This is a genomic window from Sulfitobacter noctilucicola, from assembly GCF_000622385.1.
In the GTDB taxonomy this organism is placed as follows: domain Bacteria; phylum Pseudomonadota; class Alphaproteobacteria; order Rhodobacterales; family Rhodobacteraceae; genus Sulfitobacter; species Sulfitobacter noctilucicola.
In genome coordinates this window covers 1,754,652-1,778,650 of sequence record NZ_JASD01000008.1, presented here as the reverse complement: position 1 = coordinate 1,778,650, position 23,999 = coordinate 1,754,652, and the positions used below count along the sequence as shown (strand labels likewise).

22 protein-coding genes are annotated in these 23,999 nt (G+C 58.6%); 15 read left to right on the top strand and 7 right to left on the bottom strand.

Annotated elements, in window-relative coordinates:
- Positions 1-14: 14 nt before the first annotated feature.
- Positions 15-446, top strand: a complete 432-nt coding sequence (locus Z946_RS0112360) for a DUF1489 family protein (RefSeq protein ID WP_025056045.1) — start codon at positions 15-17, stop codon at positions 444-446.
- Here Z946_RS0112360 and hisG read toward each other — a convergent pair.
- From hisG to hisS, 3 genes are read right to left on the bottom strand one after another with little or no spacing between them, the layout of a single operon-like run.
- Positions 443-1,132, bottom strand: coding sequence for an ATP phosphoribosyltransferase (gene hisG, locus Z946_RS0112355; protein ID WP_025056044.1), 690 nt, complete (start codon positions 1,130-1,132; stop codon positions 443-445). The two genes, Z946_RS0112360 and hisG, sit on opposite strands and share 4 nt — an antisense overlap.
- Entirely contained in the window at positions 1,129-2,208 is a 1,080-nt protein-coding gene (locus tag Z946_RS0112350; protein ID WP_025056043.1) for an ATP phosphoribosyltransferase regulatory subunit, read from the bottom strand. The genes hisG and Z946_RS0112350 overlap by 4 nt, the downstream gene beginning before the upstream one ends.
- Positions 2,208-3,704 (bottom strand): histidine--tRNA ligase, encoded by a 1,497-nt coding sequence (gene hisS / locus Z946_RS0112345; RefSeq protein ID WP_025056042.1) that lies wholly within the window; start codon positions 3,702-3,704, stop codon positions 2,208-2,210. The genes Z946_RS0112350 and hisS overlap by 1 nt, the downstream gene beginning before the upstream one ends.
- Before the next feature lie 110 nt (positions 3,705-3,814).
- Between hisS and Z946_RS0112340 the strand changes: the two genes are divergently transcribed.
- Positions 3,815-4,009: a SlyX family protein gene (locus tag Z946_RS0112340; protein ID WP_025056041.1), complete on the top strand. Its 195-nt coding sequence runs from the start codon at positions 3,815-3,817 to the stop codon at positions 4,007-4,009.
- A 61-nt stretch (positions 4,010-4,070) separates the two neighbouring features.
- Here Z946_RS0112340 and Z946_RS0112335 read toward each other — a convergent pair whose 3' ends face one another.
- The gene (locus tag Z946_RS0112335) at positions 4,071-5,036 is read right to left on the bottom strand and encodes a hypothetical protein (RefSeq protein WP_025056040.1); all 966 of its coding nucleotides are present in this window, start codon (positions 5,034-5,036) and stop codon (positions 4,071-4,073) included.
- Between the two features lie 120 nt (positions 5,037-5,156).
- A complete protein-coding gene (gene dnaE, locus Z946_RS0112330; protein ID WP_025056039.1) occupies positions 5,157-8,681 on the bottom strand; it encodes a DNA polymerase III subunit alpha in 3,525 nt (1,174 codons plus the stop codon).
- 183 nt (positions 8,682-8,864) lie between these two features.
- Between dnaE and xdhA the strand changes: the two genes are divergently transcribed.
- The 8 genes from xdhA to Z946_RS0112290 are packed head-to-tail and all read left to right on the top strand — an operon-like array spanning position 8,865 to position 18,436.
- Positions 8,865-10,238, top strand: coding sequence for a xanthine dehydrogenase small subunit (gene xdhA / locus Z946_RS0112325; RefSeq protein WP_025056038.1), 1,374 nt, complete (start codon positions 8,865-8,867; stop codon positions 10,236-10,238).
- Entirely contained in the window at positions 10,235-12,622 is a 2,388-nt protein-coding gene (xdhB, locus tag Z946_RS0112320; RefSeq protein ID WP_025056037.1) for a xanthine dehydrogenase molybdopterin binding subunit, read from the top strand. The genes xdhA and xdhB overlap by 4 nt, the downstream gene beginning before the upstream one ends.
- Complete coding sequence (xdhC, locus tag Z946_RS0112315) at positions 12,619-13,383, top strand: xanthine dehydrogenase accessory protein XdhC (protein WP_025056036.1); 765 nt, start codon at positions 12,619-12,621, stop codon at positions 13,381-13,383. Before xdhB ends, xdhC begins: the two co-directional genes overlap by 4 nt.
- Positions 13,380-14,900: an ABC transporter ATP-binding protein gene (locus tag Z946_RS0112310; protein ID WP_025056035.1), complete on the top strand. Its 1,521-nt coding sequence runs from the start codon at positions 13,380-13,382 to the stop codon at positions 14,898-14,900. Before xdhC ends, Z946_RS0112310 begins: the two co-directional genes overlap by 4 nt.
- A gap of 48 nt (positions 14,901-14,948) precedes the next feature.
- Complete coding sequence (locus Z946_RS0112305; protein ID WP_025056034.1) at positions 14,949-16,031, top strand: ABC transporter permease; 1,083 nt, start codon at positions 14,949-14,951, stop codon at positions 16,029-16,031.
- A complete protein-coding gene (locus Z946_RS0112300; RefSeq protein ID WP_025056033.1) occupies positions 16,031-16,387 on the top strand; it encodes a hypothetical protein in 357 nt (118 codons plus the stop codon). Before Z946_RS0112305 ends, Z946_RS0112300 begins: the two co-directional genes overlap by 1 nt.
- Positions 16,387-17,307, top strand: a complete 921-nt coding sequence (locus Z946_RS0112295) for an ABC transporter permease (protein ID WP_025056032.1) — start codon at positions 16,387-16,389, stop codon at positions 17,305-17,307. Before Z946_RS0112300 ends, Z946_RS0112295 begins: the two co-directional genes overlap by 1 nt.
- Before the next feature lie 49 nt (positions 17,308-17,356).
- Positions 17,357-18,436 (top strand): BMP family ABC transporter substrate-binding protein, encoded by a 1,080-nt coding sequence (locus Z946_RS0112290; RefSeq protein WP_025056031.1) that lies wholly within the window; start codon positions 17,357-17,359, stop codon positions 18,434-18,436.
- A gap of 67 nt (positions 18,437-18,503) precedes the next feature.
- Here the strand turns inward: Z946_RS0112290 and Z946_RS21410 are convergent, their stop codons facing one another.
- A complete protein-coding gene (locus Z946_RS21410) occupies positions 18,504-19,232 on the bottom strand; it encodes an MgtC/SapB family protein (protein WP_152540577.1) in 729 nt (242 codons plus the stop codon).
- Positions 19,233-19,301: 69 nt separating this feature from the next.
- Complete coding sequence (locus Z946_RS0112280; protein WP_025056029.1) at positions 19,302-19,703, bottom strand: ectoine synthase; 402 nt, start codon at positions 19,701-19,703, stop codon at positions 19,302-19,304.
- A gap of 68 nt (positions 19,704-19,771) precedes the next feature.
- On the opposite strand from Z946_RS0112280, the gene Z946_RS0112275 reads away from it, so the two are divergent.
- From Z946_RS0112275 to Z946_RS0112255, 5 genes are all read left to right on the top strand, one after another.
- Positions 19,772-20,380 (top strand): glutathione S-transferase family protein, encoded by a 609-nt coding sequence (locus Z946_RS0112275; RefSeq protein WP_025056028.1) that lies wholly within the window; start codon positions 19,772-19,774, stop codon positions 20,378-20,380.
- Between the two features lie 167 nt (positions 20,381-20,547).
- Positions 20,548-21,486 carry an aldo/keto reductase gene (locus Z946_RS0112270; protein ID WP_025056027.1) on the top strand — a complete coding sequence of 313 codons (939 nt, stop codon included), beginning with the start codon at positions 20,548-20,550 and terminating at the stop codon, positions 21,484-21,486.
- Complete coding sequence (locus Z946_RS0112265) at positions 21,483-22,562, top strand: NAD(P)/FAD-dependent oxidoreductase (RefSeq protein WP_025056026.1); 1,080 nt, start codon at positions 21,483-21,485, stop codon at positions 22,560-22,562. The genes Z946_RS0112270 and Z946_RS0112265 overlap by 4 nt, the downstream gene beginning before the upstream one ends.
- Complete coding sequence (locus tag Z946_RS0112260) at positions 22,559-23,215, top strand: DUF938 domain-containing protein (RefSeq protein ID WP_025056025.1); 657 nt, start codon at positions 22,559-22,561, stop codon at positions 23,213-23,215. The genes Z946_RS0112265 and Z946_RS0112260 overlap by 4 nt, the downstream gene beginning before the upstream one ends.
- Positions 23,212-23,997 (top strand): glycoside hydrolase family 25 protein, encoded by a 786-nt coding sequence (locus Z946_RS0112255; protein WP_025056024.1) that lies wholly within the window; start codon positions 23,212-23,214, stop codon positions 23,995-23,997. The genes Z946_RS0112260 and Z946_RS0112255 overlap by 4 nt, the downstream gene beginning before the upstream one ends.
- The last annotated feature ends 2 nt before the right edge of the window (positions 23,998-23,999 follow it).

Sequence of the window (23,999 nt, the reverse complement as noted above, 5' to 3'; positions counted from 1 at the left end):
GTGGTGGGTAACTTATGGGTAAGATGGTCAACCTGATCAAGCTGAGCGTCGGTACAGAAAGTATCGAGCAGCTGGAGGCGTGGCAAAAGCAGCGTTCCAAGCAGATCGAGGACGGGCATTACTATCATGTGACCCGTATGTGGCCCAAGCGGGAGGCCGAAGTCACAAACGGGGGCAGCATCTATTGGGTCATCAAGGGCGAGGTGCAGGCCCGCCAGCGCGTACGCGAATTCCGTGAACGGATCGGGCAGGACGGCATCCGGCGGTGCGCCATCATGCTGGAGCCCGAAATTATCCGCGTAACCCCGTCACTCAAGCGGCCGTTTCAGGGGTGGCGTTATCTCGAACCCGCCGATGCACCGATGGATCTGCCAAAGGGACGCGATCAGGAAGCCCCGCTGCCTGACGACCTGAACCGCGCACTCGCTGAGATCGGGGTGCTTTAGGCCAACCGCGTCATAAGGGCATCCATCGTCGCCTGATCGTCCTCTGCCAGCGGGGCCGTAAGGCTGCGCCAGAGGGTGGCCTGAGATTGCAGGATCAAGCCATCGCCCAGAATTTTAAGGTGGTTCGCGCGCAAGGTTTCGCCGCTGGATGTAATATCCGCGATTGCTTCCGCGGTTTCATTGGCAACGGTGCCTTCGGTCGCGCCCTGACTGTCAACAAGCGCATAGTCGGCCACGCCAGAAGTCCGCAGGAAGTCGCGAACCAAACGGTGATATTTGGTCGCGATGCGCATGCGGAAACCGTGGTGTGCGCGGAATGCGGCGGCGGCGGCGTCCAGATCATCGAGCGTGTCCACATCTACCCAGCCCTGCGGTACGGCAAGGATCAGATCGGCATGGCCAAAATCAAGTTCGCGCACGGGGCTGACAAGCTGGTCCCAAAGCGCGAGCTTTTCGTGAATGAGATCAGTGCCCGTCACCCCCAGATGAATCCGACCCGCAGCAAGTTCGCGAGGGATTTCGCTGGCCGACAGCAGGATCAGGCTGACGCCGTCGATCCCGTCGACACGGCCCGCGTATTCACGTTCGGAGCCTGTCCGTTCCAGCGTGATGCCATGGGCACCGAACCACTGAAACGTCTTTTCCATCAACCGCCCCTTTGAGGGCACACCCAGTTTGAGGGTCATGTCGCGCCCTCCAGTTCAAGCATAAGGCCGGGGCGCATCACACCGCCGACGGCGGGAATTTCACCGCCCTGCCCCAACTGCCGCGTCAACGCATCATAGCGACCTCCGCTGGCGATCGCAGACATCTGCGGGTGGTCCACCGCATAAAAGCCGAAAACAAAACCGTCGTAGTATTCCATGGAGGTGCGTCCGTGGCTCGCCTCAAACATCAGTGTCTCCGTTTTGACACCTCTGGCGGCAAGCGCTGCTTCTCTGGCGGCAACACGCGCGACGGCATCGGTGATCTGCGGCATCTCGCGGCTGAGGGATTGCAAGGCATCCAGCGCCACAGGCATGACACCCTGAATGGCCAGCAGCGTCTCGATCCGCGTGACGTCTTTCGCGGCCAATGCGGGGGTTTCGGCGTCTTCTTTCAGTGCGGCGATACGTGAGGCAATTTCGGCCTGTGTGCGCAGACCGGTCAGCGGTACATCTGTCGGGATGTCGCCATTCAGCAAGGCGGTGCGGGATGCAGGCACAGGGCTGCGGCCAGCAAAACGGTCCAGCAAGGCACGGAACCGCGCAGGTCGCCAGATGTGGCGCAACAATGCGGCCTTGCGGGCTTGCGAGGTTTCAAGCCCTTCGACGGCTGCCATGAGAACGCCAATGTCACCCGTGACAGGAGACAAGGACAACTCTCCTAGCGCTTGCGCAATAAGGGCAAAAACTTCAGCATCGGCTGCTGCCGGATCGGTGCGGTCAAACACCTCATACCCGACCTGAACATATTCATTTGCGCGGGTGGGATCATCTTCCTGACGCCGAAAAACTTCGCCGGAATATGTGTAGCGTGCAGGCTCTGCTCCGTGGGCCATATGCATTTGCACGACCGGCACGGTAAAATCGGGCCGCAGCATTTGTTCACCGCGAAGCGCGTCGGAGGTTACATAAGCGCGAGCGCGGATGTCTTCACCATACAGATCCAGCAGCGTGTCTGCCGGTTGCAGGATCGGTGGCTCAACCAAGGCTGCACCCTGCGCTTCGAACAAGGCGCGCAGTCGTGCAGCACGTGCAAGAGTTTCGGAACGGGTTGGCATCAGGACGTCCCGTTAATGATCTTGGCCACTTCCGTTACCAGATCGTCGCGGGCGACCTCGTACTGGTTTTCGCGGGCCTGCCATTCTTCCAGTGTTGCGTTTTCGGCAATCTTGGCACCAAGGATCAGGTCCTTGATTTGCACCACACCTTTGTCGAACTCATCACCACCCGCGATCACGGCAACGGGGCTGCCGCGCCTGTCGGCGTATTTCAACTGGTTGCCAAAGTTCTTGGGGTTGCCAAGATACACTTCGGCGCGGATGCCTGCACTGCGCAGGTCAGCGACCATCTTTTGATAATCGGCCATGCGGTCTTTATCCATCACGGTAACGACAACGGGGCCATGCGCGGTTTTATCCAGCCGCCCCTTGGCGTCCAGCGCGGCCAGCAGGCGGTCCACACCGATGGAGACACCAGTTGCGGGCACCTCCTGTCCGGTGAAGCGCTTGACCAGATCATCATAGCGCCCGCCACCTGCAACAGAGCCGAAGTTGCGGGGGCGTCCCTTGTCGTCTTTGATTTCGAAGGTGAGTTCGGCCTCGTAGACGGGACCGGTATAGTATCCAAGACCACGGACAACGGAGGGGTCGATCTCGATCCGGTCCGCGCCATAGCCGCCAGCGCCCAGAAGATCAGCGATGGTTTCCAGCTCGTCCACGCCTTCCGTTCCGATCTTGGAGTCTGCCACCAGCTCGCGCAGACGCGCGACTGTCTGTGCGCCGCTGTCGCGTTTGGCCTGCATAAAACCCATCACGACATCGGCTTGTGTATTGTCCAGACCGGCACCTTTGGTGAAATCGCCGCTTTCATCCTTGCGGCCCTCACCCAAAAGCGCACGCACCCCGTCCGTGCCCAGCCGGTCCAGCTTATCAATCGCGCGCAGCACAATCCCGCGCTCGGCCTCTTTGTCGTCGCCCGCAAGGCCTGCAACTTCCATCACACCATTCAGCACTTTACGGTTGTTGACCCGCACAACGTAATCGCCACGATCAATCCCGACTTCCTCAAGACAATCAGCGAGCATCGCGCAAATCTCTGCGTCTGCAGCTACGCTCGACGCCCCAACCGTATCGGCATCACATTGATAGAATTGGCGGAACCGCCCCGGTCCTGGCTTTTCATTGCGCCAGACCGGACCCATCGCGTAGCGGCGATAAGGTTTGGGCAGATCGTTCTGATGCTGGGCGTAAACACGTGCCAAGGGTGCCGTCAGATCATAGCGCAGGGCCAGCCAGTCGCCGGGCTTGTCCGCATCAGCATCTTCCTGCCACGCAAAAACACCTTCGTTGGGGCGATCCACATCGGGCAGAAACTTGCCCAGCGCCTCTACGGTTTCGACACCGGAAGATTCCAACGCGTCAAATCCATAGCGGTCATAGACTGCCGCAATCTTGCGCAGCATCTGCGTGCGATGGGTAACCTCTGGCCCGAAATAATCGCGAAAACCTTTCGGCGTTTGCGCCTTGGGGCGGGGGGTCTTTTTCGGCTTGGCCATGAGGCACCTCTTTGGGGGCATACGGGTCTTTGCCGCGTCTAACGGATGGCACCCTGCGGGGCAAGACATCCCCCTTACGCCAGCGCAAAACCCGTGGTAAAGGCGCAGCCATGGAAAACCTCGAAGAACAACTTGCGCACCTTGTGCGCACTGTCGAAGACCTCAGTGATATTGTCGCCAAACAGGCGGACGAGATCACGACCCTGAACCGGCGTGTGCACATGTTGATGCAGCGCGAAGGGGAGCGTGAGGCCGCCGGTGGCGGCGCGGTGGTGATGGGAGACGAGCAGCCCCCGCATTACTGAGGGCGGACTGCATGTCGCACAGGCTGATTTGCTGCGGCCCTTGACGGGCGCGCGGATGCGATCAGCCGTTTGATTTCATTGACGATGCAACGACCTGACCGTCATGGACCAGTTGCTCTGACCAGCGGCGGTTCTCGTTCAGACGTTCATAGCTGTTCACAAAAAACGTTGTCCGCTCAAGACGCTTCATCTTGGATCCGCAAGGTTTGCCCTTGCGTGCGCCGCAAACGCGCCCCTTGACGCTTTCGTACGCTTTGTCCGTGGCACCCACTGCCAAATGTTGTCCGGCAGGACCATAGTGCAGTTGTTCATAGAACGAAGGTTCCCCCAGATGCACCTGCGCTGCGGTCAACTGGCGCGGGCAGCCATCATCAAAGCCCAAAATGTAGAACGTGCGCATGCCCGTCGATGCGGGATTGGAATCGTATAGCGTATGACCACTGGAACTGGTGGTATGCACCTTCTTGCCAAGCGGTTTGCGTTTTGAGGCGCAGCTGCGCGCCATCTCGCCATAAGGCACAACCGCGCCGTATTCGACCTCGACCAGATTGCTCTTGGCAGTGGGGGCCGGCTGGTTCGACGTCAGGCGCGAAAAGAAACCACCGCGCGAGGATGCCTTGAGCGGTGAAAGCTCAGCGGGGCGCTCAAGAAGAACCGTCTGCTCCGAAGTCGCAACGCTTTCGGCCGATTTTGCCGCTTCGAATTCCACAGCTGACAATGTTTCATCGGCACCACCCGAAGGCTTGGTGTTCTGCGCCATTGCACCGCGCAGACGGCCAAACAATCCGCGTTTCTGTTCAGGAGCCGTCACAACGGGATCTACCAGAGGTTGGTCGGGGCTTTGCTGAGCCGTTGCGGCTGTTCCAAAGAAGCCTTCGCGGGCGACTTCGTCTTCGCTCGGCAACGCGGCAGCAATCGGGTCGGTGTCCGCGACTTCCACATCGGAGAACCTTGGCAGCTCTGCCAGTGGATCCCCACAAGCCGCCACCAGCAACACCGCACTCAATAAAACGCCCGCCTTCAGCATGATTGCCCCACACTTTACCTTTGAGCGTCCGTTTATCTTATTGAAGCACAGGCGTCCACGGTGATGATCGGCGCAAACGGACGCAGCTTTTGCAGCGGGATACTGGCGGATGGCGGACCATCAAATTTCTTCGACTTCCAAAACGCCACCCAAGGACCGGATCGCCCCTTTGATTTGCGGGGTTACAGGAAACTCCAGCCCGAGATCGACCTCAACTTCACCCGGCAATGCCGGATCCATCAGGCAGAATTGAACGGGCCCGCGTCCCTTGCCCTTGGCGGCTTTCCGCGCACCTTCGAGGACATCCGCGACGGCACCAATCGCGTCCGCCCCGTCAATAAAGACACGCAATCCGATGTTGCTGGCATCCACTACGGCCAGATCGACGGGTGCAACCGAACGCCCCAACAGTTTGAGCTGGTCGCTTTCCATCGTGGCCTCGACCGTCACGATAACCTTTGATCCGGTTTCAAGGTGGTCGCGCGCCGCCTCAAGCGTATCGGAGAACAATGTCACCTCATAGCCGCCGGTCGGATCAGACATCTGCGCAAATGCAAAGCGGTTGCCGCGTGCCGATTTGCGTTCCTGACGGCCCGCGACGATCCCTGCCAGACGGGCATTCATCGCACCGCGTTGGGATACTTTTTCTGTCAGATCATCCAGCGTCATGAACGGAACACCTGCGTCGGCACCCCACTTGCGCTTTAGCGGGGTCATGTAATCGTCAAGCGGATGGCCTGACAGATAGAAACCCACAGCTTTGAATTCTTCCGTCAGGCGCTCAGCGGCTTCCCAGTCATCGCAGGGTAACATGCGTGGCTCCGGCAGGTCATCGCCTGCCTCGCCAAACAGAGACACCTGATTTGACGCTTTTTGTTCATGGATCGCTGCGGAATAGCTGACCAGACCGTCGAGCGCCTGAAACACGCGGCGGCGGTTGGGGTCGAGCTGGTCGAAAGCACCAGAACGGGCCAGCATTTCCAAGGGCCGTTTGCCGACACGTTTGAGATCAACACGACGGGCGAGATCAAAGAGCGTGGCAAAGGGTTTGTCGCCCCTGCCCTGCGTAATGAGCTTCATCGCCTCAACGCCCACATTTTTCAAAGCGCCCAGCGCATAGACCAACGCTCCATCGGATACTTTGAAGGTCGCATCAGACCGGTTCACGCAAGGTGGCACCCATGGCAGTTCCAACCGCTTGCGGACTTCTTCGAAGTAGACGGCCAGCTTGTCGGTCAGATGGATATCGCAGTTCATCACGCCGGCCATGAATTCAACCGGATGGTTCGCCTTAAGCCACGCTGTTTGATAGCTGACCACCGCATAGGCAGCGGCATGCGATTTGTTGAAACCGTAGTTGGCGAATTTTTCCAGAAGGTCGAAAACCTCGGCGGCTTTCTTTTTGTCGACGCCATTGGCCATTGCACCCTTTTCGAACTTGGGGCGTTCCTTGGCCATTTCCTCGGCGATCTTTTTACCCATCGCACGGCGCAGCAGGTCGGCCCCGCCAAGAGAGTAGCCCGCCATGACCTGCGCGATCTGCATCACCTGTTCCTGATAAACGATGATGCCTTGGGTTTCGGCCAGAAGATAATCAATAGACGGATGCACTGATTCAATTTCGCGCTGGCCATTCTTGACCTCGCAATAGGTCGGAATGTTCTCCATCGGACCGGGACGGTAGAGCGCCACCAAGGCCACGATGTCTTCGATACAGGTCGGCTTCATGCGCTTGAGCGCGTCCATCATGCCGCTGGATTCCACCTGGAACACCGCAACCGTCTTGGCGCTGGCATAAAGCTTGTAAGACGCCTCATCATCCAGCGGGATGGTCGAGATATCGTCCAGCAGACTTTCCGGCGGTGTAAAAAGTTCCGTGCCGTCCGCCGCGATATGCAGATGCCGCCCCGACGCTTTGATCTGGTCCACAGCGTTCTGGATCACGGTGAGCGTTTTCAGGCCAAGAAAGTCGAACTTCACCAGCCCTGCCTGTTCGACCCATTTCATGTTGAACTGGGTCGCGGGCATGTCAGAGCGCGGGTCTTGATAAAGGGGGACCAGCGCGTCCAGTGGACGGTCGCCGATCACCACACCCGCGGCGTGAGTCGACGCGTTGCGCAGCAAACCTTCAACCTGCTGGCCGTATTCCAGAAGGCGCGCAACCACCTCTTCGTTTTTCGCCTCCTCGCGCAGGCGCGGTTCATCTGCCAGCGCCTTTTCGATCGAGACTGGTTTCACCCCTTCGACAGGGATCATCTTGGACAGACGGTCGACCTGACCATAGGGCATTTGCAACACGCGGCCGATGTCACGTACCGCCGCTTTTGACAAAAGCGCACCGAAAGTGATGATCTGGCCCACTTTGTCTCGGCCATATTTCTGCTGAACGTACTGAATGACCTCTTCGCGCCGGTCCATGCAAAAGTCGATGTCAAAGTCGGGCATGGATACACGTTCAGGGTTCAGAAACCGCTCAAACAGCAGCGAATAGCGCAGCGGATCAAGATCGGTAATCAACAACGCATAGGCCACCAGAGACCCCGCACCGGAACCACGGCCCGGCCCTACGGGAATGTCCTGATCTTTCGCCCATTTGATAAAGTCCGCAACAATCAGAAAGTAACCCGGAAACCCCATGCCTTCGATGATACCCAGCTCAAAATCGAGCCGTTTCTCGTATTCCTCGACCGAGGCTGCATGCGGGATGATGGCCAAGCGCGCCTTCAGCCCCTCCTGCGCCTGCCTGCGCAATTCGGCAATTTCGTCATCGGCGAATTTAGGCAGGATCGGATCGCGACGGTAGGTCATAAACGCACAGCGTTTGGCAATCTCTACCGTGTTCTGAATGGCTTCGGGCAGGTCGGCAAATAGGGTGACCATTTCCGCTTCGGATTTGAAATAGTGTTGTGCGGTCAGACGGCGGCGCTCAGCCTGCTGGTCCACGTAAGCGCCATCCGCGATGCAGATCAGCGCATCGTGCGCCTCGTACATTTCCGACTTGGGAAAGTAGACATCGTTGGTCGCCACCAGAGGGATGTCCATGGCATAGGCCATCTCGACCAATCCCTGCTCTGACAGGCGCTCGGCTTCCGGCTGCCCCCCCTCGCCCGGATGACGCTGCAGCTCAACATAGAGCCTGTCGCCAAAGATCTTGTGCAAGCGAGTCATCAGCGCTTCTGCGGCGGGGCGCTGGCTGCTGCGCAAAAGCCGCCCCACGGGGCCATCAGGACCGCCTGTCAGACAGATAATTCCGGCATGAAGTGCCTCAAGTTCGTCCAGCGTGACCTGCGGCAGTTGCCCGCCCTTGTCGACATAAAGACAGGAGTTGAGCTTCATCAGGTTTTCGTAGCCCTGCTCGGTCTGTGCAAGCAGGACGATAGGGGCCGGATCCTTGGGGCGTTCGCCCGGTTGCACTGCAAGATACGCCAGATCAACCTGACAGCCCATGATCGGCTGCACACCGGCACCAGCCATGGCGACAGAAAACTCGAGCGCGGCAAACATGTTGTTTGTATCGGTCAGCGCGAGCGCAGGCATGCCCGCTTTGACGCACATATCGGGCAGCTTTTTCAGCCGCAGCGCCCCTTCCAGCAAAGAGTATTCGGAATGGGTGCGCAGGTGAATGAATCGGGGATGTTCTGACATGCCCAAAGACTAGGCGACCCGCCTGCCAGCTACCAGTGGCTGCGGACCTGTACGGATCATTTTTCTTGCACGACGCCCCGCCGCCGCATACCGTGTCAGGTGCAAACGCCTGCGCGATCGCGTTCTACGTCGCATCGAACGCCGCGCATTCAAGGGCTAAAGGTACCGCGGCAGGTTGACTCCATGGACATCACGTTTTCGCTGAACGGACAGCCCGTATTGCTGAATGACGTCTCGGCAACCACGACAGTGCTGGACTGGTTGCGTGAAGAGCGCCATCTGACCGGCACCAAAGAGGGCTGCAACGAAGGAGATTGCGGGGCCTGTACAGTAATGGTGACGGACGCCGCCGGCAGTCGCGCATTGAACGGATGTATTCTGTTCCTTCCGCAGATCAACGGCAAGCATCTGACCACAGTCGAGGGATTGGCATCACCCGACGGCACCTTGCATCCCGCGCAGACCGCGATGGTCGACCACCACGGCAGCCAATGCGGATTTTGCACACCGGGGTTTGTTGTATCAATGGCGACAGCGCATCTGAACGGGGCGACAGATCATGACGTGCAACTTGCCGGAAACCTTTGCCGTTGCACCGGCTATGCGCCAATCATCCGCGCCGCAGAAGATCTTGCAGACAAACCTGTGCCGGATCACTTGCGGTCTTTGAGGCGCAGCGATGCAGCGGTTGTGAATACGGCCGATACCGTTCAGCCGACCAATAGTGATGAGCTGGCGAAGTGGTACGCGGCACATCCTGACGCCACGTTGGTTGCGGGTGCGACGGACGTAGGTCTTTGGGTGACAAAGCAGTTCCGCGAACTGGGTCCGGTAGCGTTTTTGAACCGTTGCGAAGATTTGCAAGGCGCTTCAGAAGACGACCGGACCATCCGGTTAGGTGCCATGACGACCCTCACAGAAGTAGAACGGGCCGTCGCGCCGCACTTTCCAAGCCTGGCAAAAATGATCCGGCGGTACGGCTCGGTCCAGGTACGTAATGCGGCGACCATTGGTGGCAACATCGCCAACGGCTCCCCCATCGGAGACAGCCCGCCGGCACTTATCGCATTGAACGCGACGCTGCATTTGCGGCGCGGCGATACACGTCGATCCCTGCCGCTGGAAGATTTCTTTATCGCATACGGCAAACAGGACCGCGCCCCCGGCGAATTCGTCGAGGCGATTACGATCCCGAAACAGGATGATACCCTGCGCTGCTACAAGCTCTCGAAGCGGTTTGATCAGGATATTTCGGCAGTGTGTGGTTGTCTGTCGATCGTTGTTGAGGGAGGTAAAGTCACATCGGCACGCCTCGCCTACGGCGGCATGGCAGGTACGCCAAAACGCGCAAACAATGCGGAAAATGCGTTGATCGGACAAGAATTTGACGAGACGACCGTCCGCAAGGCGATGCAGGCAATGACAGCGGATTTTGAGCCTATGTCGGACATGCGGGCCTCTGCCAGCTACCGGATGCAAACCGCCCAGAATATGCTGATGCGCTATCTGCATGATATGGAAGGCACGGCAGTTGACGTGCAGCAGGTGCAGCCATGAGCGCCGCAAAGCCACTGCCCCATGATGCCGCTGCACTGCATGTTACGGGTGCCGCGCGCTATACGGATGACATCGCCACGCCACAGGGCACGCTGCATTTGGCCTTCGGAATAAGCCGTGTTGCAGCAGGCAAGATCACGACACTGGATTTGAGCCGCGTCGAGGCAGCGCCCGGTGTGGTCAGGGTGGTTACCGCGCAGACGCTGCCGCGTGATTGCGATGTCTCGCCCTCTGCGCAGGACGAACCTTTGTTGGCGCGGGATAACGTGCATTACGTGGGCCAGCCCCTGTTCATGGTGATAGCGACGTCCCACCTTGCGGCACGCTTTGCCGCTACACTTGCAAAGGTCGAGATCGCAGCAACACCCGCGATCCTGACGATAGAAGACGCCATGGCGGCGGACAGCCGGTTCGAGGATGGTCCACGCATCTATACCAAAGGTGACCCTGTGCAGGCGCTTTCACGAGCGGATCAGACCCTCACAGGCCGGATCGACATGGGCGGACAGGAACATTTTTATCTGGAAGGTCAGGCTGCCCTCGCCCTGCCGCAGGAAAACGGCGACATGTTGGTGCATTCATCAACCCAGCACCCCACAGAAATCCAGCACAAGGTAGCTCATGCCATCGGCAAACCGATGCATGCGGTACGGGTCGAAACGCGGCGCATGGGGGGCGGATTTGGCGGCAAGGAAAGTCAGGGCAACGCGCTGGCGGTAGCATGTGCGGTTGCCGCACAGATGACAGGCAAGCCGTGCAAAATGCGTTATGACCGCGATGATGACATGCTGATCACCGGCAAGCGTCATGATTTTCGCATCACATACGAGGTCGGCTTTGACGGGGCAGGCAAGATCACGGCGCTGGATGTAACGCATTACACGCGGTGTGGCTGGGCGATGGACCTGAGCCTGCCTGTCGCGGACCGTGCTATGCTGCACGCGGACAACGCCTATCATCTGAAAGACGTTCGCATCACATCGCACCGGTTGCGTACGAACTCGCAGTCTGCGACGGCCTTTCGCGGGTTTGGTGGACCGCAGGGTGTTCTGGGCATCGAGAAAATCATCGATCACATTGCCCACCATTTGGGGCAAGATCCGATCGACGTGCGTCGGGCGAATTTCTATGCCGACCGCGTTATTCCGCAAGAGAGTGGTGTCGCGCATGATGACCGGCCGGTGCCGGATGTGAATGCCGACAATGCATCGCGCGGGGCTGATCCGGCCCCTGCCGACATCACCCCAAAAGATTCGGACGCGCAGACAACACCCTACGATCAGCCGGTTACCGATTGCATCATCAACGCGATGACGGAGCGACTGGCACAAACCTCCGACTATCGGGAACGTCGATCCGCGATTGCCACGTGGAACGCTGCCAATCCGGTTCTCAAACGGGGCATCGCACTGACGCCGGTCAAGTTCGGTATTTCATTCACACTCACCCATCTCAATCAGGCCGGTGCACTGGTGCATGTCTATCAGGACGGGTCGATTCACCTGAACCATGGTGGCACAGAGATGGGCCAAGGTCTGTTTCAAAAAGTGGCCCAAATTGCGGCGGACCGGTTCGGCGTGCCGGTGGACGCGGTCAAGATTACGGCCACGGATACAGCCAAGGTACCGAACACATCAGCGACTGCGGCTTCCTCCGGTACCGACCTGAACGGGATGGCGGTGCAGAACGCTTGCGACGAAATCAGGGAGCGGATCACCAAACATCTGGCGGAGCGTTACCAGACGCAGGATGTCCGGTTCGAGGATGGTTCAGTGTTTGTCGGCACCGAGACACTGAGCTTTGCCCAAGCGGTAATGTCTGCTTATGAGAACCGCGTTTCGCTTTCGGCTACCGGATTTTACAAGACACCTGATATCAAATGGGACCGGATTGCAGGGCGCGGGCGGCCGTTTTTCTATTTTGCCTATGGTGCCGCAGTGACCGAAGTGGTGATCGACACGCTGACCGGAGAGAACCGTATTTTGCGCGCGGATATACTGCATGATGCAGGCGCGTCCCTGAACCCTGCGATTGACCGCGGGCAGATCGAAGGCGGATACGTTCAAGGTGCGGGCTGGCTTACCACGGAAGAGCTGGTCTGGGACGAGCAAGGCGTGCTGAAGACCCATGCGCCATCGACCTATAAAATTCCCGCCTGTTCCGACCGGCCTGACGTTTTCAATGTCGACTTGTGGGATGCGCCTAATCCGGCCCAAACCGTCTACCGCTCCAAAGCCGTGGGGGAGCCACCCTTCATGCTGGGCATTTCGGCGTTTATGGCGTTGTCGGATGCGGTCGCTGCCAGCGGCGATGGCTACGGTGATCTTCAGGCCCCTGCCACAGCCGAAGCGGTGCTGGCTGCCGTGCAACGGGCCACTGGATGAGCGCGCTTTGGGTCGAGATAACCGCGACACGGGGATCTTCCCCGCGCGAGGTGGGATGTGCGATGAAGGTCACGCCCACCGGCACCAGAGGCACCATCGGGGGCGGCACGCTGGAATATATGGCCATCGCGACCGCACGCGCCATGCTGACGCGCGGGGAAACCGCCCATGCCGAAACACTTCCGCTGGGCCCTAATCTGGGACAGTGCTGCGGCGGCGTCGTAACGCTGCGCTATACTGACGAGGCGCTTAAGACCGATCCATCCGGATCGACCTACTGGCGAACGGTCGAGAACCCGCCGCCACCGCGCTCGCTGTGGCTTTGGGGGGCGGGGCATGTGGGCCGCGCGATTGTCGCCTCGGCACCGCCACAGATGTTTGACATTCATTGGATCGACAGCGCCGCCAACCGGTTTCCACGCCGTACGGGTGCGCATGTGACCTGCGTACCTGTCACCGATATGCCGCGCCTTGCCGCGCAGGCCCCGCTGGACGCCGATCATCTTATCTTCACCTATTCACACGACATCGACTTTGAACTTTGTGGTACATTGCTGCAACGCGGTGCAAAAAGCATCGGCCTGATCGGGTCGGCAACAAAATGGGCGCGATTTAGGAAGCGGTTGCAGGCGATGGGGCTTGACCCCAAGCCGATCACCTGCCCCATTGGCGACAAATCAATGGGCAAAGCACCTGCACAGATCGCAAAAGGAACGATTGCGAAGCTGATGGCGCGGCCCCATCCGAAGGCCAGTGCATGACCGAAACGCCACTTCTTGACCTTACCGGGCTGACCAAAGCCTATCCGGGTGTCATCGCCAACGACGATGTCTCGCTCCGGATTGCACCCGGTGAAGTGCATGCGCTGCTGGGCGAGAACGGTGCCGGCAAATCGACACTGGTCAAGATGATCTATGGCTTGGTGAAACCCGACGCCGGTCAAATGCAGATGTTTGGTGCAAACTTTGCTCCGGCAGAGCCACGCGCCGCTCGTGCCGCGGGTGTCGGCATGGTGTTTCAGCACTTTTCCCTGTTTGACGCGCTGACCGTGGCCGAAAACATTGCGTTGGGCATGGAGGATGCGCCCAAGCTTGGCGCGCTTAGCAATCAGATCCGCGAGGTGTCGGACGCATACGGTTTGCCGCTGGCACCGGACCGCGTGGTAGGCGATTTGTCTGCGGGAGAGCGTCAACGGGTTGAGATCATCCGCTGTCTTCTGCAAAATCCGAAGCTTCTGATTATGGATGAGCCAACCTCTGTTCTGACCCCGCAGGAAGTGGATATTCTGTTTCAGACTCTGCGCAAGCTGAGCGCAGAAGGCACGGCAATCCTGTATATTTCCCACAAGCTGGAGGAAATTCGCAGTCTGTGTGATCAGGCGACAATCCTGCGTCTGGGCAAGGTGGTGGGGCATTGTATTCCCCGCGAGACATCTGCCCGCGACATGGCCGAGATGATGGTGGGCAAGTTGCTGGAAACACCGGTGCGGGCGGGCAAAGCCCCCGGTGATGTGGTGCTTGCGCTGGACAAACTGTCGGCAAGGTCGCCCAGCGCGTTCGGCATGCCATTGCGCGATATCTCGATCGAGGTCCGCGCAGGTGAGGTGCTGGGGATCGGTGGCGTGGCCGGGAACGGACAGGACGAATTGCTTGCGGCCCTGTCAGGGGAAACGCTTAGCGCGCCGGGCATGGTCGCTTTTCGCGGGCGCGATGTCAGCGTTATGGGGCCGACGCAGCGGCGCAGGTTGGGCATTTTGAGCGCCCCCGAAGAACGGTTGGGCCATGCGGCGGCCCCTGACATGTCGCTGACCGAAAATGCCATGCTTACAGCAGCGGAGCGTGAAAACCTTGAGACCGGTGGCATACTCAACTGGAGCCGCGCGCGTCGCTTTGCCGACAAGATCATCGAGACCTTTGATGTCCGCACGCCCGGTGCCGGCAATGCGGCGCGTTCGCTATCCGGCGGTAACCTGCAGAAATTTGTAATCGGCCGCGAAGTGTTGCAGCGCCCCGAATTGTTGGTGGTGAACCAGCCGACATGGGGTGTCGATGCCTCAGCCGCCGCGGCGATCCGGCAGGCGCTTTTGGATCTGGCAGAAAATGGTGCCGCTATCGTTGTCATTTCGCAGGATCTGGACGAGCTGATGGAAATCTCCGACCGGTTCGCGGCCTTGAACGAAGGGCGTCTGTCTGAGCCACGCCCCGCGCAGGGCCTTACCGTTGATGAAATCGGACTGATGATGGGTGGCGCGCATGGCATGGAGGTGGCACATGTTTGAAGCGTGGCGCAGAGCCTGTGTGGGCCAAATGAAGCCGGAGGACGGTGCATGATCCGTTTGGAAAAGCGCCCCCAGCCGAGCCGGGCTTTTTCGCTGGCGACACCTCTTTTGGCGGTGCTGGCAACGATGGTTTTCGGCGGATTGTTGTTTGCTGTGCTTGGCAAGGACCCGTTGGTGGCCATCAAAACAATTTTCTGGGATCCGCTTTTTGGTGAATTTGCATTTTTCTATCGCCCGCAACTGTTGATCAAGGGGGCACCTTTGGTCTTGATCGCCATCGGTCTGAGCCTTGGGTTCAAAGCTGGTATCTGGAACATCGGGGCTGAAGGGCAGTACATCATGGGGGCGTTGTTTGGCGCTGGCGTGGGGCTGGCGTTTTACCCGGTCGAAGGGTTCTATGTCTTTCCGCTGATGGTGCTGGCAGGGGCGTTTGGCGGCTGGATTTGGGCGATGATCCCTGCCCTGCTGAAAGTGAAATTCGGGACGAACGAGATTTTGGTTTCTTTGATGCTGGTCTATGTCGCAGAGCAGTTTCTGGCGTCTATGTCTTTGGGCCTGTTGAAAAATCCAGAAGGGTTTGGCTTTCCGGGATCGCGGAACCTACAGCAATATGAAAGCGCCTTTAATGCTGACCTGTTTGAAGGCAGCGGCATGCATTGGGGCGTTGTGGCGGCAATGATCGCGGTGATCTTTGCATATGTTTTGCTGACCAAACACCGCCTTGGCTTTGCCATCCGTGTCACCGGTGAGGCTCCGCGTGCCGCGAAATTTTCGGGAGTGAACCCGACGCGCCTGATCCTGTTCTGTCTGGGTATGTCGGGGCTGCTTGCCGGTTTGGCAGGAATGTTTGAGGTGTCGGGGCCCGCAGGTCAGGTGACGATTGATTTCAATGTGGGCTACGGATTCACCGCAATCATTGTGGCGTTTCTCGGTCGGTTGCATCCCATCGGCATCATGCTTGCTGGGCTCTTGATGGCGCTGACTTATATCGGCGGCGACATCGCGCAAAGCCAGCTTGGCCTGCCTGCGGCGGCCATTCAGGTGTTTCAGGGGATGCTGCTGTTTTTCCTTCTCGCGCTGGATATGTTCACGAACTACCGGCTGCGGTTTGGCCGGGCGGAGGTGGCGTGATGGGCAACGTACTAAAATTGTGCCTTGGTCTGTTAGTTGGCTTGGCCTTGGGATGCCTTGGCTTCTTTGGCTATTCGGTCGTCGGCATCTTCGCTACCGATTGCCTGAAAAACTGCACTTTTGCCATGTGGCCGGCCTTTGCCTTGGTCCTGCTTCCCATCATCATCGTGAGCGCACTTCACATCATGACCGTGCTGCGCTGGCGCAAAGACGGGTTGGCGTGGTCTTTGAAGACGTATGATGTCGAATGGTTTGCCAAACGCTCTGTCCCGATCGGGATCGCGTTATCATCGATAGTATTCACACCTTGGGGACTGGGTATCATGGATAGGTTCATTCGAATGGTGGCGCGGTAATGGACCTTTCAGCCATCAACCCGATCTTGTTTGTCGCAGGCTTTCTTGTCGCCGCGACCCCGCTCATCTTTGCCGCCATTGGCGAGTTGGTGGTCGAAAAGTCCGGCACGCTCAACCTTGGCGTTGAGGGGATGATGATCACCGGCGCGATCTGTGGCTTTGCCACTGCGGTCGAGACGGGATCGCCGATGCTGGGATTTGCGGCGGCGGCAGTCGGCGGGGCGCTATTAAGCCTGCTCTTCGCTTTTCTGACGCAGATCACACTGGCCAACCAGGTTGCCTCTGGCCTTGCGCTGACATTGTTTGGTCTGGGGCTATCTGCGTTGCTGGGTCAATCCTATGTCGGGATCAAACCGCCGCGTCTGGGTGACATCAACTTTGGCCCGCTGACGGACATCCCGGTGATCGGGCCCATCCTGTTTACGCACGATATCATCCTGTATCTCGGCTTTGCGCTGGTGGCAGGTGTTTGGGCCGTGCTGAAGTTTACCCGCGCGGGTCTGATCCTGCGGGCGGTGGGTGAAAGCCATGATGCCGCCCACGCGCTGGGGTATAAAGTGGTGCGCATCCGTACTCTGGCGATTATGTTTGGCGGGGCCTGTGCGGGCTTGGGCGGGGCATACATCAGTCTTATCCGCGTGCCCCAATGGACCGAAGGGATGACCGCAGGTATTGGCTGGATTGCGCTCGCGCTGGTCGTCTTTGCCAGCTGGAAACCGTGGCGCTTGTTGCTGGGTGCCTATCTTTTTGGCGGAATCACACAGCTTCAGCTAAATCTGCAAGGCGCGGGCGTTGCCATTCCGGTCGAGTATCTGGCAATGTCGCCCTATCTGATCACGATCATCGTTTTGGTGATCCTGTCGCGTGACAAGTCCGCCGCTCCGGCGTGTCTTGGGCGCACTTTCCATGCCTCGACCTGAGGCCAAACTGCCAAGCCCGCATGAATGGGCGTTAATACTGGGGAACGAAATGAAACTCACCAAACTCCTGACAAGTGCCGCGATTGCACTTGGTCTGGCTACATCTGCGTATGCGGATGGCCACGAGAAAACCAAAGTCGGCTTTGTCTATGTCGGCCCGATCGGTGACGGCGGATGGACATACGAACATGACAAAGGCCGTCTGGCGGTAGAGGAAGAATTCGGCGATGCGGTTGAAACCGTGTTCGTTGAATCCGTGGCAGAAGGCCCCGATTCAGAGCGTGTGATGACACAGATGGCGCTGGATGGTGCTGACCTGATCTTTACCACGTCATTCGGTTACATGGATCCGACGATCAACGTTGCCAAGAAGTTCCCGAATGTGAAGTTCGAGCACGCGACCGGCTACAAGCGCGCCGATAACGTGTCGACCTATTCCGCCCGTTTCTATGAAGGCCGTGCCATTCAGGGCCACATCGCGGGTAAGATGACGAAGTCGAACATCATTGGCTATATCGGCTCCTACCCGATCCCCGAAGTGATCCGTGGCATCAACTCTGCCTACATTCACGCCAAGAAGGTCAATCCTGACGTCCAGTTCAAAATCGTTTGGGCCTACACATGGTTTGACCCCGCGAAAGAAGCAGACGCAGCGAAGGTGCTGATCGAGCAGGGTGCAGATGTTGTTTTGCAGCACACCGATTCCACAGCGCCACAGGCAGCCGCTCAAGAAGCCGGCAACGTGATCACATTCGGTCAGGCGTCAGACATGGCGCAGTACGGCCCGATGCCACGTGTGTCGTCGATCATTGACGACTGGGCACCTTACTACATCGCACGCACCAAGGCGGTCATGGACGGCACATGGGAAAGCACCGACACATGGGACGGCATCGGTGCCGGAATGGTCGGTATCGGCGAGATTTCCGATGCAGTTCCTGCTGATGTGAAAGAAGAAGCACTGGCCTTGAAAGCGTCACTTGCCGACGGTTCATACCACGCCTTCACCGGCCCGCTGAACAAGCAGGACGGCACACCTTTCCTTGGCGAAGGTGAGACAGCAGATGATGGTACACTGGCTGGCATGAATTTTTACGTTGAAGGTATCGAAGGTGATATCCCGCAATAAGCGGAGACGTTCGTAACACTATTAAGGCCCTGCATCTGCGGGGCCTTTTTTATTTGCGCAGCCTGTCTTATTCGAAGCTTGTCTCGTCTTCCTCGGCGATGGTCCAGTGGGCGCGCAACAGCCCGGCCCCGAGTGTGAGCTTTGCCATGACACTTTCGATCTTTACCGTGACATTTTCGGAGCCTGTCACCTGAGCGGTAAGCTTGGTCGTTTTCTTGTCCGTCCGGCTTTCGATTTTGCAGATGGTCAGGGCTTCTTCGGTTAACGCTGTCACGAGTGCTGCGCGTGTTGTGGCCTCGTCATCCTCATGGAATTCGAGGACGAGATTAAAGAACTGATCCGACCCCGCAAACTTTGCAGAAGCTGCTTTGAGCCTCCGGACCACGGGACGCAGGCCGAGATTGGTAAAGACAATGAGCCCCGCAAGTGCGCTTGCATAGAGGACGTACCCTGCCCCTGACATCAACCCCACAGCGGCGGAGCACCACAAGGTTGCGGCGGTGTTGATCCCCTGGACATTAAAGCCATCCCGAAAGATGATCCCCGCGCCCAGAAAACCGATGCCCGACACCACCTGAGCGGCCACACGCGTCGGGTTGATGTCGTCAGGAAAGAGTGCTGCAAAGGTAACAAACCCCGCCGCCCCCAAGGACACCAGCGCGTTCGTGCGTAGCCCTGCCATCCTGCCACGGAACTGCCGTTCCGACCCAATGACTGCCCCCAGCGCCAATGCGCAGGCCATGTTCAGCGCAGCATAGAGCAATGACAGATCGATTGCGGTGTAAATGCCTACCATATCATTGTTGTCCTTGAACCGATGAGGATCGTTCGCCCTGTATTACTGGGGGTTTCAATGACCGCAGCCTCATGCGGTATCGACGGGTGCCGCGTAACTGCCATCAGGTCCGTGGACTTCGGTGCCTTCCAACGCGGGGGAGAACACGCAAATCAGTTTAAGTGCTTCACCGTCCGCTGGCACATGCACCTCGTGGCGGTCATGGTTGTCGGGGGCATACAGCACACCGGGGGTGATCTCGTGTCGGGTGCCGCTGCTAAGTTCGATCACTGTGCCGGTGCCCGCGATGCAATAGCATGCCTCCACGTGATTTTTGTATTCCAGCTTCAGCACCGCACCGGGAAGCACCTCTGTCTCGGTCATGGAGAACCCCATACCGTCGGAACGAACCAACAACCGTAATGATGTCCAGCCCGGCCCCGCAGCGTCACGTTCGGTGCCTTTCAGCAGAGCCTTCTTTCGAATGATCATCGCTTGCCCTTTCCTTTATGTCCTTGTCCAATAGACTGCGCCTCGACCCAATTGGAAAGCCCTTGCATATGATCCGACTTCATCACCTGAACCGCTCCCGATCCCATCGCATTTTCTGGCTGCTCGAAGAAATCGGGGCGGAATATGAGGTCATCCACTATGCACGGGATGAAAAAACCAATCTGGCACCGCCGGAGTTGCTCACCGTTCATCCGTTGGGCAAATCCCCCATGATCGAACTGGATGGACGGCTGGTCACAGAAAGCGGCGCGATTGTAGAGGTGCTGTGCGAAAGGTTCGCGCCTGAGATGATCCCGGCCCGCGATACCGATGCCTATTTGAGCCACCTTGAGATGATGCATTTCGCCGAAGGTTCGGCGATGACGCCTATTCTGTTGAACTTATATGTCGGACGGCTTGGCGATGCGGGTGCACCTTTGCATCCAAGGATCCAGTCCGAACTGGATAGTCATTTCAGCTATCTCAACAAAGTGATCCGGCCGTCGGGGCATTTCGTGATGGATACGCTCAACGCCGCTGACATTATGCTCAGCTTCCCGGCCGAGGTGGCCCTGCGGCTTGGCGGTGGGGAAGACTTCCCTGCGTTGGCGTCTTTTGTGCAGCAGATACAACAGCGGCCTGCCTACAAACGTGCGATGGACAAGGGCAATTCCTGACATGGAAACCAGCTGCTATATCTTGGCCGCTTCTGCTCCACGTAGCATCGCCCACGTAACAATTTCGCCATGCAGTTTGGTTTGAGGGCGATGCGCATTTCTACGCCAAACATCCGGCAGGCCGATTGCGCCTACCCTCCTGTCATGTCACCAATCATCCTATGACCATGAAACAAACTCTTACCAGCCCCAACGGCACCGCTGCCAGTCGTCTTGCCTTTGGCACCATGCAGTTTGGCGGCCGAGCGGATGCCGCGCAATCCAAAGCGATGTTCAATGCTTGCGTGCAGGCGGGCATCACCCATTTCGATACCGCACATGTCTATACAGACGGCGCGTCGGAGACCCTTCTGGGAGAGTTCGTGCAGGACCGCCGCGATGATCTGATCATCGCGACAAAAGCGGCCTATTCGGGCGGCGCGTCACGCGACACCATTCTGACCTCAGCCGAAACTTCGCGCCAACGGATGCAGATAGACACGCTCGACGTGCTGTACCTGCACCGCTTCGATCCAGAAACGCCATTCACCGAGAGCTTCGAGACCTTCGCGGAGCTGAAAGCCAAGGGACATATCAGGCACATAGGTTTGTCGAACTTTGCGGCCTGGCAGGTCGTGAAAGCGGCAGGTGTTGCCGCCACCTTTGATCTCGATATCGCGGTGATCCAGCCGATGTACAATCTGGTGAAGCGTCAGGCCGAGGTCGAGATACTGCCGATGGCCGACGATCTGGGTATTCTCGTGGCCCCCTACTCGCCACTGGGTGGTGGCCTGTTGACCGGCAAATATGCCGAAGGTGCACAAGGGCGTCTGACCGAGGATGAACGCTATGCCGCCCGCTACGGGGTCGACGCAATGCACAGCGCGGCCCGAGGGTTGAGCGATATTGCGGCACAAGAAGGCGTGCATCCCGCGACACTCGCGGTGGCATGGGCCATGGCGCATCCGACAGCGCCCGGCCCCATCATATCGGCCCGAAGCGAGGAGCAGTTGAAGCCGTCACTGGCCGCACTCGATTTCGAGATGTCACCTGAGCTTTACGATCACATCGCCGCGCTGTCGCCCACCCCTCCACCGGCAACAGACCGTCTGGAAGAACAAACATGAGCGATATCATCGTCATCGGTGGCGGCATTGCCGGACTTTCCGCAGCAGCCCGGCTTTCAGCGCATGCAAAAGTCACTGTGCTGGAGCAGGAAACACACACCGGATACCACGCTTCGGGCCGGTCAGCCGCGCTTTACGAAGAGAATTACGGCCTGCCGAGTACCGTCGCCCTGAATACCGCCAGCAAGGCGTATCATTTTGAGGCGAACGGCGGGTATCTGAGCCAACGCGGGTTTCTCATTGTGGGCCAGAACCACGAAAAGGACGCCTTCGACACAGACGCCGCGACATTGGGAGCTGATCCGATACCGCTTGATCGCGCGCGGGAGATGGTGCCGATCCTCAACCCTGAAACACTTGCATATGCAGGCTATCACCATGAGGCCTTTGATATCGACACCGACCGTTTGATGCAGGATTTCGTTCGCACCCTGCGCGCCAACGGGGGCGAGGTCGTGACCAGATCCGGGGTCACTGCGATCACGAAGTCGGGCGATAGATGGCAAATTACCGCGAGTGGCACACAATATGAGGCCGCCACTGTGGTAAACGCTGCGGGTGCATGGGCAGATGGGATTGCTGTCATGGCTGGCCTTGATCCACTGGGTATTACCCCTCACAGGCGCTCCATGGCACGCATTCCGGCACCGGCTGGACATGATGTAAACACGTGGCCCATGTTCTTTGGGGTGGGCGAGACATGGTACGCCAAACCAGATGCGGGTGCGCTGCTTGTCTCTCCTGCTGATGAGGACGTGGTTGAGCCGCATGACGCATGGGCAGATGACATGGTGCTGGCAACGGGGATTGCGCGGTATGAGGAGATGGTCACCGAGCCTGTGACGCGTGTGAGTACATCGTGGGCGGGTTTGCGTTCTTTTGCGCCGGACCGTGCGCTGGTTCTTGGCCCTGATCCGGCAGAGCCGTCTTTCGTGTGGTCGGCTGGTCAAGGTGGATACGGGATGCAGACGGCTCCGGCAGCAAGCCAGCTTGTCTGCGATCTGGTAATGAACAATACGCCCGAGATCGGAGCAGAGTTTGTCGCACAACTCACCCCCGACAGACTGCGCAAATGAACGATACGCGGCCTCCGCGTGCGAGCGTTGTCCTGCCGGGGGATGGCGAAAAACTGCACGCGCCTTCTGCCGCGCGGAATCAGGACAGCATTGTCGCCTTCCTGCGTGATCACGCGCCGACAAAAGGAACCGCATTGGAGATCGCGAGCGGCACAGGTCAGCACGTCTGCGCATATGCCGCTGCCTTGCCGGATATGCACTGGCAACCCACAGACATTGACCCCGCACGACTTAAAAGCATCAATGCCTATGTAAACGATGCGGCGCTTGGCAATGTCGCACCAGCGCAGCATCTTGACGCGACAGTACCCTGCTGGGCCGACCGGTTCGGCAATCAGGATCTGATTGTGCTCGTCAATCTGTTGCATCTTATTTCGACATCCCAAGCAACCCATCTCATCCACGAAGCCGGCAAGGCTCTCGACCCTCAAGGCATGCTTATGCTTTACGGTCCCTTCAAGCGGGACGGTCTTCTGACCAGTACGGGAGATGCAGAATTTGACGCATCCCTGCGCGCGTCTGATCCTGACATCGGCTATAAGGATACCGCCGATATCCGGCGGATCATCGACGCGGCCGGTTTCGCCTTGGTTGACTGCTTTGAGATGCCTGCCAATAACTTGGTTTTCCTCGCCCGAAAGGACCACACATGATCGCGCGCGTTGCTGCTTTTCTCTTGGTGTTGGCCGTTGCTGCCTGTGGTTCCGGCGCAGGCAAACCACCCGCCCCTCCCGGGGTTCTCTTCTCTGCGAATTTTCGGGATGCCGATCCGGTGGATTTCGCCAATCCCAAGCCTTCGCGATTTGCAGTGCATGGCATTGATGCAGCGCGTTTCCAGACAAGTATCGACTGGAATACCGCGCGGGCAAATGGTGTGAACTTTGCGTTTCTCAAAGCGACCGAAGGCGGTGATCTACTTGATCCCGCCTTCAAGGACCACTGGCGGCGATCGGGGCAGGCAGCGGTTCTGCGCGGTGCGTATCATTTCTATTATTTCTGCACGACGCCCGAGGTGCAGGCGCGCTGGTTCATCAGAAATGTACCCCGCAGCAAAGGCACTCTGCCGCCGGTGCTGGACATGGAATGGAACCCGTTTTCGCCGACCTGCGCCAAGGTGCGCCCCCCTGCCGCAGAAGTGCAGCGCCAGATGCGTGTCTGGCTGGACATCGTAGAAGCGCACTATGGACAGCGTCCGGTCATCTACACCACGCCGCGTTTCTACGAAGAGAACCGACTGGGGCAGTTCAAAGGGTATGAGTTCTGGCTACGTACCACTGCGAAAACGCCACGCGAGGCGTATCCCGGGCAGCGTTGGCGGTTCTGGCAGTATTCGGCAACCGGCCTCATACCCGGCATCAGAGGCAAAGTCGATTTGAACGCGTTCAACGGCTCTCGTGATGACTGGCAGGCTTGGGTCGCACGAAACACGCGGTAAGT